Source organism: Streptosporangium heterodermiicola (genome assembly GCF_051390675.1).
Classification (GTDB): Bacteria; Actinomycetota; Actinomycetes; order Streptosporangiales; family Streptosporangiaceae; genus Streptosporangium.
This window is the reverse complement of record NZ_JBPJSR010000008.1, coordinates 203,907-220,367: the sequence shown is the minus strand read 5'-3', so window position 1 is coordinate 220,367 and position 16,461 is coordinate 203,907. Positions and strand designations below refer to the sequence as shown.

15 protein-coding genes and 3 tRNA genes are annotated in these 16,461 nt (G+C 71.0%); 10 read left to right on the top strand and 8 right to left on the bottom strand.

Translation table 11 applies throughout. The features are described 5' to 3' along the window. Positions 1-60 precede the first annotated feature (60 nt). The 4 genes from ACSC1Q_RS19475 to ACSC1Q_RS19460 form a co-directional block, all read right to left on the bottom strand. Positions 61-573, bottom strand: a complete 513-nt coding sequence (locus ACSC1Q_RS19475) for a PaaI family thioesterase (protein WP_436760121.1) — start codon at positions 571-573, stop codon at positions 61-63. Positions 574-812: 239 nt separating this feature from the next. Continuing rightward, a tRNA-Glu gene (locus ACSC1Q_RS19470) sits at positions 813-885 on the bottom strand. Between the two features lie 13 nt (positions 886-898). Beyond that, positions 899-974: transfer RNA gene (locus ACSC1Q_RS19465), tRNA-Glu, on the bottom strand. Between the two features lie 62 nt (positions 975-1,036). Beyond that, positions 1,037-1,108, bottom strand: a tRNA-Gln gene (locus ACSC1Q_RS19460). A 175-nt stretch (positions 1,109-1,283) separates the two neighbouring features. On the opposite strand from ACSC1Q_RS19460, the gene ACSC1Q_RS19455 reads away from it, so the two are divergent. Then, entirely contained in the window at positions 1,284-3,263 is a 1,980-nt protein-coding gene (locus tag ACSC1Q_RS19455) for a M3 family metallopeptidase (protein WP_436760120.1), read from the top strand. 110 nt (positions 3,264-3,373) lie between these two features. Next, positions 3,374-5,053 carry a carboxylesterase/lipase family protein gene (locus ACSC1Q_RS19450; protein ID WP_436760119.1) on the top strand — a complete coding sequence of 560 codons (1,680 nt, stop codon included), beginning with the start codon at positions 3,374-3,376 and terminating at the stop codon, positions 5,051-5,053. A 94-nt stretch (positions 5,054-5,147) separates the two neighbouring features. On the opposite strand, the gene gltX is transcribed toward ACSC1Q_RS19450, so the two are convergent. Both gltX and ACSC1Q_RS19440 read right to left on the bottom strand, forming a co-directional pair. Beyond that, positions 5,148-6,479, bottom strand: a complete 1,332-nt coding sequence (gene gltX / locus ACSC1Q_RS19445) for a glutamate--tRNA ligase (RefSeq protein ID WP_436760265.1) — start codon at positions 6,477-6,479, stop codon at positions 5,148-5,150. Between the two features lie 28 nt (positions 6,480-6,507). Further along, positions 6,508-7,284, bottom strand: coding sequence for a fumarylacetoacetate hydrolase family protein (locus tag ACSC1Q_RS19440; RefSeq protein ID WP_436760118.1), 777 nt, complete (start codon positions 7,282-7,284; stop codon positions 6,508-6,510). Positions 7,285-7,518: 234 nt separating this feature from the next. Between ACSC1Q_RS19440 and ACSC1Q_RS19435 the strand changes: the two genes are divergently transcribed. From ACSC1Q_RS19435 to ACSC1Q_RS19405, 7 genes are all read left to right on the top strand, one after another. After that, positions 7,519-8,013, top strand: a complete 495-nt coding sequence (locus tag ACSC1Q_RS19435) for an Asp23/Gls24 family envelope stress response protein (RefSeq protein WP_436760117.1) — start codon at positions 7,519-7,521, stop codon at positions 8,011-8,013. Positions 8,014-8,762: 749 nt separating this feature from the next. Then, positions 8,763-8,945, top strand: coding sequence for a hypothetical protein (locus tag ACSC1Q_RS19430; protein WP_436760116.1), 183 nt, complete (start codon positions 8,763-8,765; stop codon positions 8,943-8,945). Then, positions 8,942-9,130, top strand: coding sequence for a hypothetical protein (locus tag ACSC1Q_RS19425; RefSeq protein ID WP_436760274.1), 189 nt, complete (start codon positions 8,942-8,944; stop codon positions 9,128-9,130). The genes ACSC1Q_RS19430 and ACSC1Q_RS19425 overlap by 4 nt, the downstream gene beginning before the upstream one ends. After that, on the top strand, positions 9,127-9,705 hold the full coding sequence (locus ACSC1Q_RS19420; RefSeq protein WP_436760115.1) for an Asp23/Gls24 family envelope stress response protein: 579 nt from the start codon (positions 9,127-9,129) through the stop codon (positions 9,703-9,705). The genes ACSC1Q_RS19425 and ACSC1Q_RS19420 overlap by 4 nt, the downstream gene beginning before the upstream one ends. A gap of 83 nt (positions 9,706-9,788) precedes the next feature. After that, positions 9,789-10,517: a DUF6286 domain-containing protein gene (locus ACSC1Q_RS19415; protein WP_436760114.1), complete on the top strand. Its 729-nt coding sequence runs from the start codon at positions 9,789-9,791 to the stop codon at positions 10,515-10,517. A 5-nt stretch (positions 10,518-10,522) separates the two neighbouring features. Continuing rightward, entirely contained in the window at positions 10,523-11,104 is a 582-nt protein-coding gene (locus ACSC1Q_RS19410; RefSeq protein ID WP_436760113.1) for an Asp23/Gls24 family envelope stress response protein, read from the top strand. Positions 11,105-11,165: 61 nt separating this feature from the next. Beyond that, positions 11,166-11,588 (top strand): antibiotic biosynthesis monooxygenase family protein, encoded by a 423-nt coding sequence (locus ACSC1Q_RS19405; RefSeq protein WP_436760112.1) that lies wholly within the window; start codon positions 11,166-11,168, stop codon positions 11,586-11,588. Positions 11,589-11,804: 216 nt separating this feature from the next. On the opposite strand, the gene ACSC1Q_RS19400 is transcribed toward ACSC1Q_RS19405, so the two are convergent. After that, positions 11,805-12,401, bottom strand: a complete 597-nt coding sequence (locus tag ACSC1Q_RS19400; RefSeq protein WP_436760111.1) for an HD domain-containing protein — start codon at positions 12,399-12,401, stop codon at positions 11,805-11,807. 416 nt (positions 12,402-12,817) lie between these two features. Here ACSC1Q_RS19400 and ACSC1Q_RS19395 point away from each other — a divergent pair, with 416 nt between their 5' ends. After that, positions 12,818-14,452, top strand: a complete 1,635-nt coding sequence (locus tag ACSC1Q_RS19395; protein ID WP_436760110.1) for a heparinase II/III domain-containing protein — start codon at positions 12,818-12,820, stop codon at positions 14,450-14,452. Between the two features lie 143 nt (positions 14,453-14,595). On the opposite strand, the gene cimA is transcribed toward ACSC1Q_RS19395, so the two are convergent. Further along, a complete protein-coding gene (cimA, locus tag ACSC1Q_RS19390; RefSeq protein WP_436760109.1) occupies positions 14,596-16,170 on the bottom strand; it encodes a citramalate synthase in 1,575 nt (524 codons plus the stop codon). Positions 16,171-16,461: the final 291 nt, after the last annotated feature.

Below are 16,461 nucleotides of genomic sequence, written 5' to 3'. Positions count from 1 at the left end.
CGGCCCCTCGCGCGAAAAGGCCGGGGGCGGCCAAGTGACGGCTGGAGACGGTCAGACTGATCAGCGCAGGGGGAAGACGGCGCAGGTCGTGGTGGCGTGGGCGTACAGCTTGCCGTCGCCCTCGCCCACGATCCGCGCCTCCGAGGTGGCGACGGTCCGGCCCACGTGCAGGGTTCTGCCCTCGCAGCGCAGCGGCCCGGTGCTCGCGTGGACCGGCCGGACCATGTTCACCCCGAGCTGGACGGTCGTGTACGCCTTACCGGGCGGCAGCTCCGTCATGACCGCGCACCCGAGGGCCGAGTCGAGCAGGGTGGCGAGATAGCCGCCGTGCACGCTTCCGAGCGGGTTGTAGAGGTGCTCGCCGGTCTCCCCCACGAAGACCGCCAGGCCGCGCTCGACGTGGATCAGCCGGAAACCGAGCGTGCTCGCGATCGGCGGCGGGGGAATGCGGCCGTCGGCCAGCCGCTCCAGGAACTCCAGGCCCGACAGTTCCGCCACGTCGGCGGGGACTGTCGGCGGCGCCCACGAGTGGGTCCGCGAGATCGTCGGCTGGGTCTGGGGCGTCGTCGACATGGGCTCCACCATCGCGAGGGGTCGTACCTGGGTATGGATTACGTACTCTGCACAGTATCTGCACAGTAGGGGATGGGCCCGCCCGCCGGGGAGGGCGTCCCGCGCTCCGGGGGCCACCCGAGCAGGGAGCGCAGGAAAGCGGGGAAACGCGAAGGCGGCCCCGGAACGGGGGTGCGGGAATTTCGTGAAATCCGGAAATGCGAAAACCCCGGAAGCGATCGCTTCCGGGGTTCACGACGTAGCCCCGACCGGATTCGAACCGGCGCTACCGCCTTGAGAGGGCGGCGTCCTAGGCCACTAGACGACGGAGCCTTGCGAGAGACAGTGGTAGTCCCGACCGGATTCGAACCGGCGCTACCGCCTTGAGAGGGCGGCGTCCTGGGCCACTAGACGACGGGACCCTACACACTGTCATCAGATTCGGAGGGGACCGAATCTGCGGCATCTTCCAGAGAAGATGCAGCTGGGGTACCAGGACTCGAACCTAGAACAACTGAACCAGAATCAGCCGTGTTGCCAATTACACCATACCCCACCGCGCTGGACCCCCTTGCGGGACTCGCTGGCGACTCCGAAAGAATAGCCCAGGTTGGGGGTCAAGACCAAAACGATTGCCGTCGGCCGAATCGCGGTATCACCCGGCTGCCGCCACGAAGGTCCCCTGTGTAACGCTGCTGGAGAGATCCGGCCGCATGTGAGGAGTTCCCACCTTGACCGACAACCCGTTCTTCACCCCCAGCGAGCTGCCCTACGGGCTTCCGCCGTTCGCCCTGGTCAGGGAGGAGCACTACCTTCCCGCCTTCGAGCGCGGCATGGCCGACCAGCTGCGTGAGGTGCGGGAGATCACCGAGAATCCGGAGCCCGCGACGTTCGCCAACACGATCGAGGCCCTGGAGCGCTCGGGACGGATTCTCAACCGGACCGTGACCGTTTTCTTCAGCGTCTCCGCCTCCGACGCGACCGACGGCATCCGGGAGATCGAGACGGAGGTCTCCCCCAGGCTGACCCAGCACGCCGACTCCGTCCGCCTCGACCGCTCCCTGTACGCCCGGATCAAACAGGTGACCACCGAGGACGCCGAGGAGGCGTGGCTGCTGGAGAAGTACCGCGTCGACTTCGTCAGGGCCGGGGCAGACCTGTCCGAGCCCGACCAGGAGCGCCTCAGGGAGCTCAACGAGGAGCTGAGCAGGCTCGCCACGACCTTCTCCCAGAACCTGCTGACGGCCTCCACCGCCTCCGCGCTGGTCGTCGAGGACGTCAGGCTGCTGGACGGGCTCTCCGAGAGCACGATCAAGGCGATCGAGAAGGACGGCTCGTACGTCCTGACGCTGTTCAACCACACCAACCAGCCCGCCCTGGCGGAGCTGACCGACCGGGAGACCCGCAGGAGGCTGTACGAGCTGTCCACGGGCCGGGCCCCGGAGAACTTCGCGTCGGCGGCCAGGATGGCGACGCTGCGCGCCGAGCGGGCGGCGCTGCTCGGCTATCCCAGCCACGCCGCCTACTCCGTCGCCGACCAGACGGCCAAGACCACCGACGCCGTCGAGGAGATGCTCGGCAAGCTGGTGGGCCCGGCGGTGGCCAACGCCCGCCGGGAGGCCGAGGCGCTGAGCGAGCAGGCCGGTTTCCCCATCGAGCCGTGGGACTGGTCCTTCTACGCGGAGCGGGTGCGCAAGGCCCGCTACGACTTCGACGGGGCCGACCTGCGCCCGTACTTCGAGCTGGACCGGGTGCTGCGCGACGGGATCTTCCACGCGGCGGGCGAGCTGTACGGGGTCGCCTTCTCCGAGCGCGACGACCTGGGCGGGTACCACCCGGACGTGCGGGTCTTCGAGGTGTTCGACGCCGACGGCTCGCCGCTCGGGCTGTTCCTGTTCGACGCGTACGCCCGGCCCACCAAGCGCGGCGGGGCCTGGATGAACAACCTGGTCGACCAGTCGCACCTGTTCGACGAGCGGCCCGTGGTGATGAACAACCTCAACATCACCAAGCCGGCCGAGGGGCCGACGCTGCTCACGTTCGACGAGGTCAACACCGCCTTCCACGAGTTCGGTCACGCCCTGCACGGCCTGTTCTCCGACGTGCGCTTCCCCCGGGTCTCCGGCACGGCGGTGCCGCGCGACTTCGTGGAGTACCCCTCGCAGGTCAACGAGATGTGGGCCACCTGGCCGTCGATCCTCGCCAACTTCGCCAGGCACCACGAGACCGGCGAGCCCGTGCCCGCGGAGCTCCTGGAGAAGATGAGGGCCGCCGAGAAGTTCAACCAGGGTTTCGCCACCGTCGAGTATCTCGCGGCGGCGCTGCTCGACTGGTCCTGGCACAAGCTGGCGGCCGGCGAGGTCGTCGAGGACGCCGAGGCGTTCGAGAAGGCGGCCCTGGAGCGGGCCGGGATCGCCTTCGAGCTGGTCCTACCCCGCTACCGGACCAACTACTTCGCGCACATCTTCTTCAGCGGGGTGAGCGGCTACAGCGCCGGCTACTACTCGTACATCTGGAGCGAGGTGCTCGACGCCGAGAGCGTCGACTGGTTCAAGGAGAACGGCGGCCTCGGGCGCGGGAACGGCGACCACTTCCGCTCCACCCTGCTGTCGGTGGGCGGCTCCCGGGACGTGATGGACGCCTTCCGCGACTTCCGCGGGCGCGACCCGCGCATCGAGCCGCTGCTGAAGCGCCGGGGCCTGCTGACCTAGCCCCCCTGCCCGCGTGGCCCTTCGTCCATCGCGGGGGTGCGGGAAACCGCACCCCGGCGATGGGCGCAGAGCCAGTGCGCGCGACACGTCCGGCGGGCATCGTAAAGGTCATGAGACGACCACGGAACAGGATCGGTGCCGCGCTCGTCGCCGGTCTGGTTGGAGCGCTGTCACTGGGAGCCGCCGACCCGGCCGCGGCCGGGCGGGAAGCCGCCTCCTCGGCCCCCTCCGTGAGAGGTACGACGGTCCGTACCGACGCCGGATGGGTGCGGGGCGCGGAGGCCGGCGGTCACCGGCTCTTCCAGGGCGTCCCGTACGCCGCGCCGCCGGTCGGGGAGCTGCGCTGGCGGTCGCCGCGGGCCGTCACCCCGTGGCAGGGGGTGCGCGACGCCACCGCGCCCGGCAGCCGGTGCGCGCAGACCACCGACGACTGGGGGCTGCCGGCGAGCGAGGCGGAGGACTGCCTCTACCTCAACGTGACGGCGCCATCGCGGCCCGCGCGGGGCGGCGGGAGCCGTCTCAGGCCGGTCGTGGTGTGGCTGCACGGCGGGGGCCTGACGAGGGGCGCGGGCAGCGACTACGACGCCCGCGAGCTGTCCGGGCGGGGCGACGTCGTGGTGGTGACGGTCAACTACCGGCTGGGGATGCTCGGGTTCTTCGGCCATCCCGGGCTGGAGAACTCCGGGTCCTTCGGGATCGAGGACCAGCAGGCGGCCCTGCGCTGGGTGCGGCGCAACGCGGCGGCGTTCGGCGGCGACCCGCGCAACGTCACCCTGGCCGGCGAGTCCGCGGGGTCGCACTCGGTGTGCGCGCAGCTCACCTCCCCCTCGGCGGCCGGGCTGTTCCACCGGGCGATCACCCAGAGCACCCCGTGCGGGGCGGGGAGCTTCGACGGCACCCCGCTGAGGCCGGTCCTGGATCTGCCCCTGTGGCTGCCCAAGGCCTCCTACGAGGGCTACGGGCAGTATCTGGCCGCCCTGCTGGGGTGCGCCGACCCGGGGACCGCGCCCGCCTGCCTGCGGGGCAAGCCGGTGACCGACCTGCTCGCCCAGCAGCCTCTCCCGCTGCCGGGGTACGGCAACGCGGTGCTGCCAGAGGACCCGGCGAAGGTGCTCCAGGAGGGCCGCTTCCACCGGGTGCCGGTGCTGACGGGCATCACCCGGGACGAGGGCACGTTGTTCGCCCCGCTGATCTCCCAGGAGCCGATGACGGCGGAGGGCTACGAGGCCGCCGTCAACACCAGGTTCGGCGCCGCGGGGCCCGAGGTCCTGGCCCGGTACCCGGTGGGCACCCACGACGGCCCGCCCCTCCAGGCGGTCGCGGCCATCATGAGCGACCTGGACTGGGCCTGGCCGGCGCGCGACACCGACCTGCTGCTCGCCCGGCACGTGCCGACCTTCTCCTACGAGTTCACCGACCGTACGGCGCCCCCGCTCCTCCCGCCGCCCCACGGGATCAGGCCGCTCGCCGCGCACGGCTCCGAGCTGTCGTTCCTGTTCGGGGTCGGCTGGGAGTCCGCTCCGCTCACCCCCGCGCAGCGGCGGCTCGGGGACACGATGATCGACTACTGGTCGAGGTTCGCCGCCACCGGCGACCCGAACCGGCCGGGCCTGCCCGCCTGGAGGCGCGTGCGCCCCGGCGACGGCACGCCGTACGTGCAGGAGCTGTCCCCGGGGCGGGGCGGTATCGGGCCCTTCGACCGCGCCTCGGCCCACAACCTCGCCTTCTGGGACGACCTCGCCGCGCGGGGGACGGGGGCCGGGCGGGGCGCGGGCTCCGGCCACCCGTGACCGTCGAGCGTTGATCGCAGGCGAAGGCCCGCCCCCGGCGAACGCCCGGGGCGGGCCTTCGGGCCGGGCCCGGCTCCCTATCCGTGAGGTCCGGTCAGGCCTGGAGCTTCGCGAGGGCGGCGCGGAGGCGCTCGACGGAGCGCTCGCGGCCGAGGGCCTCGATCGACTCGAACAGCGGCAGGCCAACGGTCCGGCCGGTGACGGCCACCCGCACGGGGGCCTGGGCCTTGCCGAGCTTGAGACCCTGCTCGGCGCCGACCTCCTCCAGGGCGGTCTTCAGCGAGTCGGGGTCCATGTCGACCGTCTCCAGGCGGGCGAGATAGCCGGTGAGGATCTCCACGGCGGAGTTCTTCATCGCCTTGTCCCACGACGCCTGGTCGAAGACGGGCTCGTCGAGGAAGAGGAAGTCGACGTTCGCCGTGATCTCGGACAGGACCGCGATGCGGGTCTGGGCGAGCTCGGCGACCTTGGCGAAGGTCGCGCGGTCCCAGCCGGGCTCCAGCCACGGCTCGCAGCGGGCGGCGAACTCCTCCAGGGGCAGCGCCCGGATGTACTCGCCGTTGAACGCGCGGAGCTTCTTCTCGTCGAAGAACGCCGAGGAGGGGTTGACGTTCTCCAGCTTGAACAGCGGCACCATCTCCGACCAGGGCATGATCTCCCGGTCGTCGCCGGGGCCCCAGCCGAGCAGCATCAGATAGTTGACCATCGCCTCGGCCAGGTAGCCCTCCTCGCGGTAGGACTCCAGGGCGACCTTGTCGCGGCGCTTGGACAGCTTCTGGCGCTTCTCGTTGACGATCACCGGCACGTGCGCCCAGGTGGGCGGGGTGACGCCGAGCGCCTCCCAGAGCAGCTGCTGCTTGGGCGTGTTGGACAGGTGCTCCTCGGCCCGGACCACGTGACTGATCCGCATCTCGACGTCGTCGACGACGTTGGCCAGCACGAACAGCGGGGAGCCGTCGCCGCGCGCGACGACGAAGTCCTCCATCGCGTTGTTGGGGAACTCGACGGTGCCGCGGACCAGGTCCTGGACCACGGTGACGCCCTCGTCGGGCGTACGGAAGCGGACCGCGCCCTCGGTCAGGCCGCGGTCGCGGCAGAAGCCGTCGTAGCCCTGGTGCTCGGAGCCGGTGCGCGCCTTCACGTCGTCACGCGTGCACGTACAGTAGTAGGCCCGGCCGTCGGCGACGAGCCCGGCCACGGCCTCGCGGTGCTGCTTCTCGTACGACGACTGGAAGTAGGGGCCCTCGAAGACCGGGCTGTCCTCGTTCATACCGATCCAGGCGAGCGCCGAGATGATGCCCTCGGTCCATTCCGGCCGGTTGCGCGCGGCGTCGGTGTCCTCGACGCGCAGCACGAATTTGCCGCCGGCCTGCTCGGCGAGGGCCCAGTTGAACAGCGCGGAGCGGGCGCCGCCGACATGGAACATGCCGGTCGGCGAGGGGGCGAAACGAACCCTAATCACGGGAGACCACCCGGTTGCTGAGAGTGCCGATTCCTTCGATGAAGACGCTGACCTCGTCGCCGACGTTGAGCGGGCCGACCCCCTCGGGGGTCCCGGTGAGGATGACGTCACCGGGGATCAGGGTCATGACCGCGCTCACGTGGGCGATCAGCGCGGGGATGTCGTACATGAGCTTGGAGGTGCGCGAGTTCTGCTTGATCTCGCCGTTCACCGACGTGACGATGCCGACGTCGCCCGGGTCGAGCTCGGTCTGGATCCACGGGCCGAGCGGGCAGAAGGTGTCGAAGCCCTTGGCCCGGGTGAACTGGACGTCCTTCTTCTGCAGGTCCCGCGCCGTGACGTCGTTGGCGCAGGTGTAGCCGAAGATGACCTCGTGCGCCCGCTCGCGGGGCACCTCGCGGCAGAGCCTGCCGATCACCACCGCCAGCTCTCCCTCGTAGTCGACCCGCTGGGAGAGCGTCGTCGGGTAGGCGATGGCCTCGCCCGAGCCGATCACCGAGGTCGACGGCTTGAGGAAGACCAGCGGCTCGTCGGGGATCTCGCCGCCCATCTCGTGGGCGTGGTCGGCGTAGTTCTTGCCGATCGCGACGACCTTGCTGGGCAGCATGGGCGCGACCAGCCTGACCTGGGAGAGCGAGTATCGCTCGCCGGTGAACTGGATCGGCCCGAACGGGTGACCGGAGATCCCGGAGATGAACTCCTCCCCCGGGCCTCCCTCGACCACCCCGAACCCGACACCGTCTCCTGTGGAGAACCTCGCTATACGCACACGACAAGGCTAGTCGCGCTCAGGGTCCCGCTGGACCGTGCCCGTGCCTCCTCATCCCACCACCCGGAAGCCTGCACCATATACAACTAAAAATGTCTATGAATCCGATTTTATCGATAGCGCCATCTTTGCTCCAAGAAAAGCTATGTCCTGATTTATAAGCATATGGGGGGTATGACCGCCTGAGAGGCATCGGGGAGGCCAGAGGGCCTTCCTACGGGGGAAGGAACGGACGTGACCGAATCCAGCACGGTGAACAGGCCCAAGGGCGACGAGGCCACGGTGCCCAGGGCACGCACCGACAGTCCCGGATCCCAGGGTGGCCTGGTCACCTCCAAGGGGACCACCACCATCGACAGCGGGGTCGTATCGAAGATCGCGGGCCTCGCGGCCAGGGAGATCCCTGGTGTGCACAACATGGGCGCGGGCACGGCACGCGCTCTCGGCGCGGTACGCGGCATGGTGGGCGCCGACAAGAGCGCCAACCAGGGAGTCTCGGTCGAGGTGGGCGAGCGGCAGGCCGCCGCCGACCTGGAGGTGGTCGTCGAGTACGGGATCGCCATCCCCGACCTGGCCGCCGCCGTACGCCGCAACGTGATCATGGCGGTCGAGCGCATGACCGGGCTTGAGGTCACCGAGGTCAACATCAAGGTCTCCGACGTCCACATGCCCGGCCAGGACAAGGACAGGCAGGAAGAGTCGTCCGAGTCGGAGCCCCGCGTCCAGTGAGCGGCCCGGCAGGCGGTGCGGCGGGACCGGGCCGCGAGCCCGGGGACCCGGCCCGCGAGACCGTGACTCCTCCGGCGCCGGCCGATCCGGGCCGCGGGACACCCGCGCGCCACGGGGAACCCGGCGGCGAGACGGCCGTGCCCGCACGGCAGGAGCCCGCACGGCAGGAACCCACGCGGCAGGAGCCCACGCGACAGGGGGAACCCGGCGGCGGGGCGGCCACGCCTCCGCAGGGCGGGGGACCCGGTCGCGAGACGGCCACGCCGGCACGCGGACCGGAGGAGCCCGCCAGGACCTCCGTTCCGACACCGGCGACGGCCATACCCGCGCACCGGCCGAACGACCCGTCCCGCACGCCGGCCGCCGTACCCAGGCAGAAGGCCGCGCCCGCACGCGAGCCGGAGGACCCCGCCCGGAGACGGGCGGGCCAGAGCCGGGAGACGGGCGGTGTCCGGGAAAGCCGGGAAAGCCGGGAAACAGGTCGTACTCAGGAACCAGGCCGTGGTCAGGAACCAGGTCGTGGCCCGGGAACCGGGGAGACGGCGAGGCCACCGCGCGAGTCCGGGGACCCGGCCCGCGGGGCGGCCACCGCGACGCGGCCGACATCGGATCCCGTACGCGAGACGTCCGTCGTCACCCGTGAACCGGAGGATCCGGTCCTCGGGGCGTCCGGCCTCGCGCACAGGATCGCCGACGCCGTACGGCGCTGCCCCGACGTCGTGGACCTGTCGGGCGGGCCCTTCGGGACCGTGGCGACCTACCTGCCCGGCGAGCGGTTGCCCGGTGTCGCGCTGCGCGAGGACGAGGTGGAGATCTCGATCGTCGCCAGGATGGGGCGCCCGCTACCGGAGATCGCCGACGGAGTGCGAGCGGCGATCGCCCCGATGGTGGGCGACCGGCCGATAAACGTCCATATCGGAGGTTTGACATGAGTAATTTCCCAGTGTGGTCCGTGGTCGGCACGATCGTCGGTGTCCTTCTGGGCTTCGCGGCGGCCTTCGGCGGCCTCGGCGCGTTCCTGCTGGTGCTCGTACTGGGTGCCGTCGGATTCCTCGTCGGCCGCTTCGCGGAGACCGGAGAGGTCGACCTGTCCCGGCTGGCGGCGAGACGTCGATGAACACCCCCGCCCTAGCGGAGACCGGGCGGCCCACGCGATCCGCCGTACCCGCCCAGCCGTCGCGGCAGGCCGTACCGGCCGAGCAGCGCGGCAGGACCGATATATCCGACCGGGTGGTGTCGCGCATCGCGGCCCGCGCGGCCGGAGAGGTGGCACGGGTACGGGAGGTCGGCGAGCGGGGGCCGTTGTCCTTTCGCGGCGGTACCCGCGCCACCCTCGACGGCGAGCTCACGACACTCCGGCTGGACGTGACGGTGGAGTACCCGGCCCCGATCCGCGAGGTGGCCGAGGAGGTCAGGCACCACGTCGCCCGGCGGGTGATGGCCCTCACCGGCAAGGACGTCGGCTACATCGACGTCCTCGTCACCAACGTGACCCCCGCCCACGACGATCACGGTGATCGTGGGACCTCGCGGCCGGAGGACGCCGTGACGGCCGGAGGAGATCCGGCGGACGGCGTCGGCCGGACCGGCGCCGAGACCTCTGAGCGGGCCCCGGACCGGCCCGCGCCGCCCGTCGGCGACCCCGCCGACAACCCCACCGAGGACATCGTCCCGCTACGTGAGGAGCGATGATGGCCAGGCAGGTACCCGGCCCGGCGGAGCCGGACCCCAGATCGGAACCGACCGGTGAGACGACACCCGCACACCGTCCCGAGATGACGGAACCGGCCGCACCACCGGCGTACGGCACCACGGATCCGGCCGCGTCACCGGCGTACGGCACGACGGAACCGGTCGGACCACCGGCGTACGGCACGGAACCCGCCGTACCGTCGGCGTACGGCACGGACGGGCCTTCCCCACCGCCGATATACGGCACGGTGGCGAAGGACTCCTCCGCGGATCGCGCGGCGGTCAGGGCGTTCCGCCCGCGCCGGGTGGTTCCCTCGGTCATCACGGCCATCCTGATGACCCTGCTCGGCCTCCTCCTCGCGCTGGAGGTCATCTCCGCGCTGCTGGGCCGCCCGCTCCGCCTGGTGCCGTACGACCGGATGCTGTCCTGGGCGGCGTCGACACCGTGGAACGACCCTCGGGTGATGGCGGGCGCGGGTCTGGCCGGGCTGCTGGGCCTGCTGCTGGTGCTGCTCGCGATCGTTCCTGGGCGGCCCACGCTGATCCCGGTGAGGACCGGGGACAAGGACCTCGCCATCGGCATGCAGCGCCGGGGCTTCGCCCGGTCGCTCGCCCACGCGGCCGAGCAGGTGCAGGGGATCGAGCACGCCCGGGTGCGCCTGCGGGGAAAGGCCGTGCACGTCGCGGCCGACAGCGGCATGCGGGACACCCGCGGGCTGGCCGACGCCGTACGGGAGGCCGTGAACCTGCGGATCACCGCGCTCTCCCCCGTCTGGAAGTATCCCGTCCGCGTGTACCTGCGAGGGAAGTGAGCGCCATGGACGACAAGACCGCCCGGGGCAACCGGCTGGGGTTGCTCATCGTGGGACTGGCGCTGATGGTCCTCAGCGCCCTGGCGATCGCACGCGGCGCGAGGGCGTTCCCGCAGGCGCCGGCGCGCAGCCCGCTCGTGGACGGCTCGGTACGCCAGCCGTTCGCCACCTACGACCCGTGGCTGTGGTGGGTGATCGCGGCGGCGGGCATCGTGCTCGCGCTGTTCGGCCTGCGCTGGCTGCTGGCCCAGGGACGCCGCGAGAAGCTGGGCGGCATGCGCCTGGACGGCGGCCCCGACGGGGTCACCGAGGTCGACACGGGCAGCGTCACCGACGCGGCGGCCGCCGAGGCCGGCACGCACCCCGCGATCATCAACGCCACCGCCGACATGATCGGCACGAGCGCGCACCCCGCCGTACGGATGAAGGTGACGGTCGCCGAGGACGCGCCGATGAGCGCGGTCCGCGAGCAGCTGGGCGGGGTGGTCATCCCGCACATGCGCCAGGCGCTGGAGGCCGAGCGCATGCCCGCCGTCGCCCGGGTGAGCCTGGAGGACGCGCCACGCCGCCGGAGGACCGTCGCCTGACCCGTGTGACGGAGCGCCGATCATAGAGTGATCAGGGAAACCAACGCTTCAAGGAGACGATGTGCCTTCGGTCGTGAAGATAAACGCGCTGACGGTGTCCGGGGAGATGCGCGAGGAGCTGGAACGCCGCTTCTCCAGCCGGGCGGGGATCGTCGAGTCCGCGGACGGGTTCGAGTGGTTCGAGCTGCTCCGCCCCGTGGACGGCACCGACCGGTACCTGGTCTACACCCGCTGGCGTTCCGAGGAGGACTTCAAGCGCTGGACCGAGAGCCAGGCCTTCCAGCGGGGCCACGCCCAGGCCGCCGCCGAGGCCGGCCAGGGACAGGGGCACGGCAACGCCCACAGCGCGGCCCAGGGCCACGGGCACGGCCAGGGGCAGGGCCCGGCCCAGGGGCACGGCCCCGGGCAGGGACCCGCCGCCACCGGGGCCGAACTGTGGTCCTTCGAGGTCGTCCAGAGCACCGGCCCCGCCCCGGGAGCCTGACCGGCGGCGAGAGCCGGCCCGAGCTCCCCGCGGGAAGCCACAGTGGTCCAGGGGACCGGGCTTCCCGCGGGGGGCTTTCAGCGGTTCGAGGGGGCTCGGCTCCTGGCAGGAAGCCCTCAGCGATCCAGCGGCGCGGTTCCCCACCGGGAGCTTTCAGCGGTTCAGAGGGCCCGGCCCCCCACCGGGAGCTTTCAGCGGTTCACTCGCGGGAAGCCCTCAGCGGTCCAGGGGGTTGGCGGCGATGCGCTCGGCGACCCCCGCGCGGACGAACCGTCCGGCCAGGCTGTCCGGCTTGCGCGCGGCCTGGCCGACGAGGCACGCGGTGAACTCCGGGCCGATCCCCTGCCGGGGATAGCGCCGCAACACCTCCGCGCGGAGCTCCGCCGGGAAGTCCTCCGGCCGCCGCCCGGAGATGTCGAGCGCGGTGGACAGTTCGAGCAGATACCCCTCGGGGTCCTCCTCGGGGTCGACCTTGTCCCACATGTGGCGTACGACGATCTCCAACGCGCGCACGCGGCGCTCGACGGGCCACCCGGCCCCGGCGGCGAAGACCCAAGCGACGTGGCCGCCCGCCTCCTCGAACGGCACGGTGTGGCTGTCGAACTCCTTGACCAGGCCGATGTCGTGCATCATCGACGCGACGTACAGCAGCTCGTCGTCGAAGGCGACGTCGTTCATCGCGCCGTAGGCCGCCGCGAACAGGTAGGCGCGGACGGAGTGGTTGAGCAGGGCCGGCGAGCAGTAGGCGGTCGCCACCTCCAGCGCGCCTCGGGCGGCCGGTGTGTCGGGGATGACGATGTCGGCGAATCTCATACCGCTCAGCCTTCCGAAACACGGCGGCGTCCGCGAGTGGCAGGACAGACATCGACCGACGAGATCGTGCCACGGGCAACCGGCCGGGCGGGGCGGGCGAGTGCCCGTCGGCGTGCGGGAGGGACGCGGGACTGTGAGGGCGGCGAGAGCGGCGGGAACGCCGTGTGACCCGCGAAAGCCGCGAGCCCCACGACCCCTGTTGTCCCTGTGACCCCGGGGACCCCTGTGAACGCTGTGAACGCTGTGAGGAAGCTGGGAGACCCGCATCTAGTTGCTAACGATGTTTCAGAAGGGACCACCCCAGCTTGACCGGTTTGGTGGGATTCGGACAGCATGATCCGCCCCCCTCGTCCCGCCCGGAAGGAACTGGCGTGCGCCGCCGCACAAAAGCATTCGCTCTCTGCATCATCCTCCTGATGACCTGCGGCGTCACGGTCGGTACCGCGGAGGCGAGGGAGGCGAAACGCACAGCCGAGTGCCAGGGCGACTGGCTGCCCGCCACGCCGACGGCGACGGACATCATGAACGGCCAGGTCGACTTCCTCGACCTCGCCCCCGTGAAGGTCGGCAAGGACGTCGACTGGCGCACCGACCCCTACCGGAACCGCTCGTGGAGCATGGTCTTCCACTCGCTGCGCTGGATGGGCCGTCTCGTCGCCGACTACGAGACGAACGGCAACGAGGCGTACCTGACGCGGGCCGTCGAGATCGCCAAGGACTGGGTGGCCGACAACCCCCGCGGTGGCGCGAAGACCAGCCCGTACGCCTGGCAGGAGCACCCGATCGCGCTGCGCGCCCCCGCGCTGGTCTGCCTCAGCAAGCACGTCAGCGGCTCGTGGCTCTCCGGCAGCCTCGCCCAGCACGCGAAGATGCTCTCCGACCCGAAGCTGTACGAGAAGGGCCACAACCACGGCATCGACCAGGACATCGCGCTGCTCGGCATCGGCTGCCGCTACGGCCGCGACCAGTGGTCCAGCCTCGCGATCAGGCGGCTCACCGAGACCGTGAAGCTCGACGTCGACTCCCAGGGGGCGCTGCGCGAGCAGGCCCCGCGCTACGCGCTCTACGTCTACGACCGCCTCAAGGTCGCGATGGACAACATCAAGGCGTGCGGGCGGAAGGTGCCCGGCGACATCTCCCGGCGCTGGGAGTCGCTGGAGGACTTCATCTCCCACTCCACCCAGCCCAACGGGTTCATGGTCCCGATCGGCGACGGCGGCGCGGACGTGCGGCCGGTCGGCTACGACCACCCGAAGCAGGCCGTACGGGTGTTCGGCGGCGGCTACGTCTACGGGCGCACCGCCTGGGACAAGCCCGATTCGGCGTTCTACTCCATCCGTTTCGGGCCCGGCACGAAGTACCACGGCCACGAGGACCACCTGGGCGTGACCTACTACGCCCAGGGCCGCGACGTCCTGGTCGACTCCGGCTTCGACTCGTACGAGAACAGCGGCTACCGCAACTGGACGATGTCCCCCGAGGCGCACAACACGTCGATGGTGGCCGGGGCGAGGTTCCGCGGCAAGACCGCCACCGCGCTGAGCAGGTCCTCGATCGGGCAGGACCGGCAGAGCTACCGGCTGACCGACAGGGCCTACGGCGTGCCCAGGACCCGCTCGGTGCTCGTCAACCACGACCGGGACGCGATGGCCGTGCTGGACACGGTCCCCAAGGGCTCGAAGGTCCGCAACGTCTGGCACTTCTCCCGTGACCTGTCCACCGTCTCCAGCGGTGGCGGCCAGGTCGTGGTGAAGGACAAGACGGGCTGGCAGGCGACGCTCGTCCAGGTCTCGATGCCCTCCTGCCGGCCGGTCGCCGGGCTGAAGGTGGTCAGCGGCCAGAAGAACCCGTACCAGGGCTGGGTCTCCTCCGCCTACCTGCAGAGACACCCCGCCCCCGCGGTCGTCTCCCCCGCCTCGGGCGACCCCGTGCTGACCGTCGTGGTGCCCGGCAGCGGGAAGCCGTCGCTCTCCTGCTCCGGCGGCAAGGTCAGCCTGGAGACCTCCGAGGGCCGGGTGAGCTTCCGCGTCAGCGGCGCCGACCTCTCCTGACGGGTCTCTCCCACGCCACCGGGAAGTCGGTACGGCCTGGTGACCAGGTCGGCGCGAGCGGCGCCGACCTCTCCCGACCGGTCTCTCCGGCCGTTTCCCGGTGCTCTCCGGCCGGGAAACGGCCGGTGGCCCGAACGGCCGTGTCAGGCGTCGTGGCCCGCGCGCAGGAGGCCGTAGGTGACGGCCTGCTCCAGCGCCTGCCAGGAGGCCTCGATGATGTTCTCGTCGACCCCGACCGTGGACCACTCCCCGGCCGCGTCGCTGGAGGTGATCAGCACGCGCGTGACGGCGTCGGTGCCGTGCGTGCCCTCCAGGATGCGCACCTTGAAGTCGATCAGCTCGACCCCCGCCAGCTCGGGGTAGAGCCGCTCCAGCCCCAGCCGTACGGCCCGGTCGAGGGCGTTGACCGGGCCGTTGCCCTCGCCGGTGGCGACGATCCGCTCCCCCTTGGCGTACAGCTTCACGGTGGCCTCGCTGACGACCTCGCCGCCCCGGGCCCGCTCGACGATCACCCGCCAGGACTCGACCTGGAAGTGACGCCTGCGCTCGCCCGCGACGGTGTCGCGGAGCAGCAGCTCGAAGGAGGCGTCGGCGGCCTCGAAGGTGTATCCCTTCGACTCCAGCTCCTTGACCCGGTTCACCAGCTCCCGCGAGGTGTCGGAGGCCAGCTCGTAGCCCAGCTCGCGGCCCTTGAGCTCCACCGAGGCGCGTCCGGCCATGTCGGAGACGAGCATGCGCATGTCGTTGCCGACCTCGGCGGGGTCGATGTGCTGGTAGAGATTGGGGTCGACCTTGATCGCGCTGGCGTGCAGCCCGGCCTTGTGCGCGAAGGCGGAGACGCCCACGTAGGGGGCGTGGGAGTTGGGGGTGACGTTGGTGACCTCGGTGATCGCGTGGGCGATCCTGGTCATGTCGGCCAGCGCCTCCGCAGGCACGAGGTCGAATCCCCGCTTGAGCTGCAGGTTGGCCACCACGGTGAACAGGTTGGCGTTGCCCGAGCGCTCGCCGTAGCCGTTGGCGCAGCCCTGCACGTGGGTGGCCCCGGCCTTCACCGCCGCCAGGGAGTTGGCGACCGCGCAGCCGGTGTCGTCGTGGCAGTGGATGCCGATCCTGGCCGACGTCCCGACGGCCGCGTTCACGACCTCGGCCAGCTCGTCGGGGAGCATGCCCCCGTTGGTGTCGCACAGCGCGATGACCGAGGCTCCCGCCTCGGCGGCGGTGCGCAGCACCTCCAGCGCGTAGTCCGGGTTGGACTTGTAGCCGTCGAAGAAGTGCTCGGCGTCGAGGAAGACCCTCTGCCCCTCCGCACGAAGGTGGGAGACCGTGTCGCGGATCATCGCGAGGTTCTCCTGGAGGGTCGTGCGGAGGGCCAGCTCCACGTGCCGGTCGTGACTCTTGGCGACAAGGGTCACGACCGGCGCGCCGGATTCGCGCAGCGCGGCCACCAACGGGTCGTCGGCTGCCTTCACACCTGCCCGGCGGGTCGCGCCGAACGCGGCGAGCTGCGCGTGCTTCAGGTCGAGCTCTGTTTGAGCGCGCCTGAAGAATTCCGTGTCCTTGGGGTTGGCGCCGGGCCAACCTCCCTCGATGAAGCCGACGCCCAGGCCGTCCAGGTGACGCGCGACGGTCAGCTTGTCGGCCACCGTGAGGCTGAGCCCCTCCTGCTGGGCACCGTCACGCAGAGTCGTGTCGTACACGTGGAAGCGATCGTCGGCCATGTCGTTCTCCTTCGCGGGTTCGATGATTCGCCGCGCGCTCATCCGGCTTCTGGAAACAAAAATGACCCCTCACGGACGTGAGAGGTCTGCGCGCTGGCGGTGTCCCTTTTCAGCCAGCGCGCCTGCCGATAATGAGCAGACCGTAGAACATGATGCTTCGGAGTCTGCCATACGCCGACACCGTCTGACACATCGATCTCAGGATCCGAGACCCGCGGCGTGCCGGCACGACCCGGCCACGAGCCCGGAGACCGGCCCGGACGGGACTTCGGGCAAGACCTGATCAGGCCC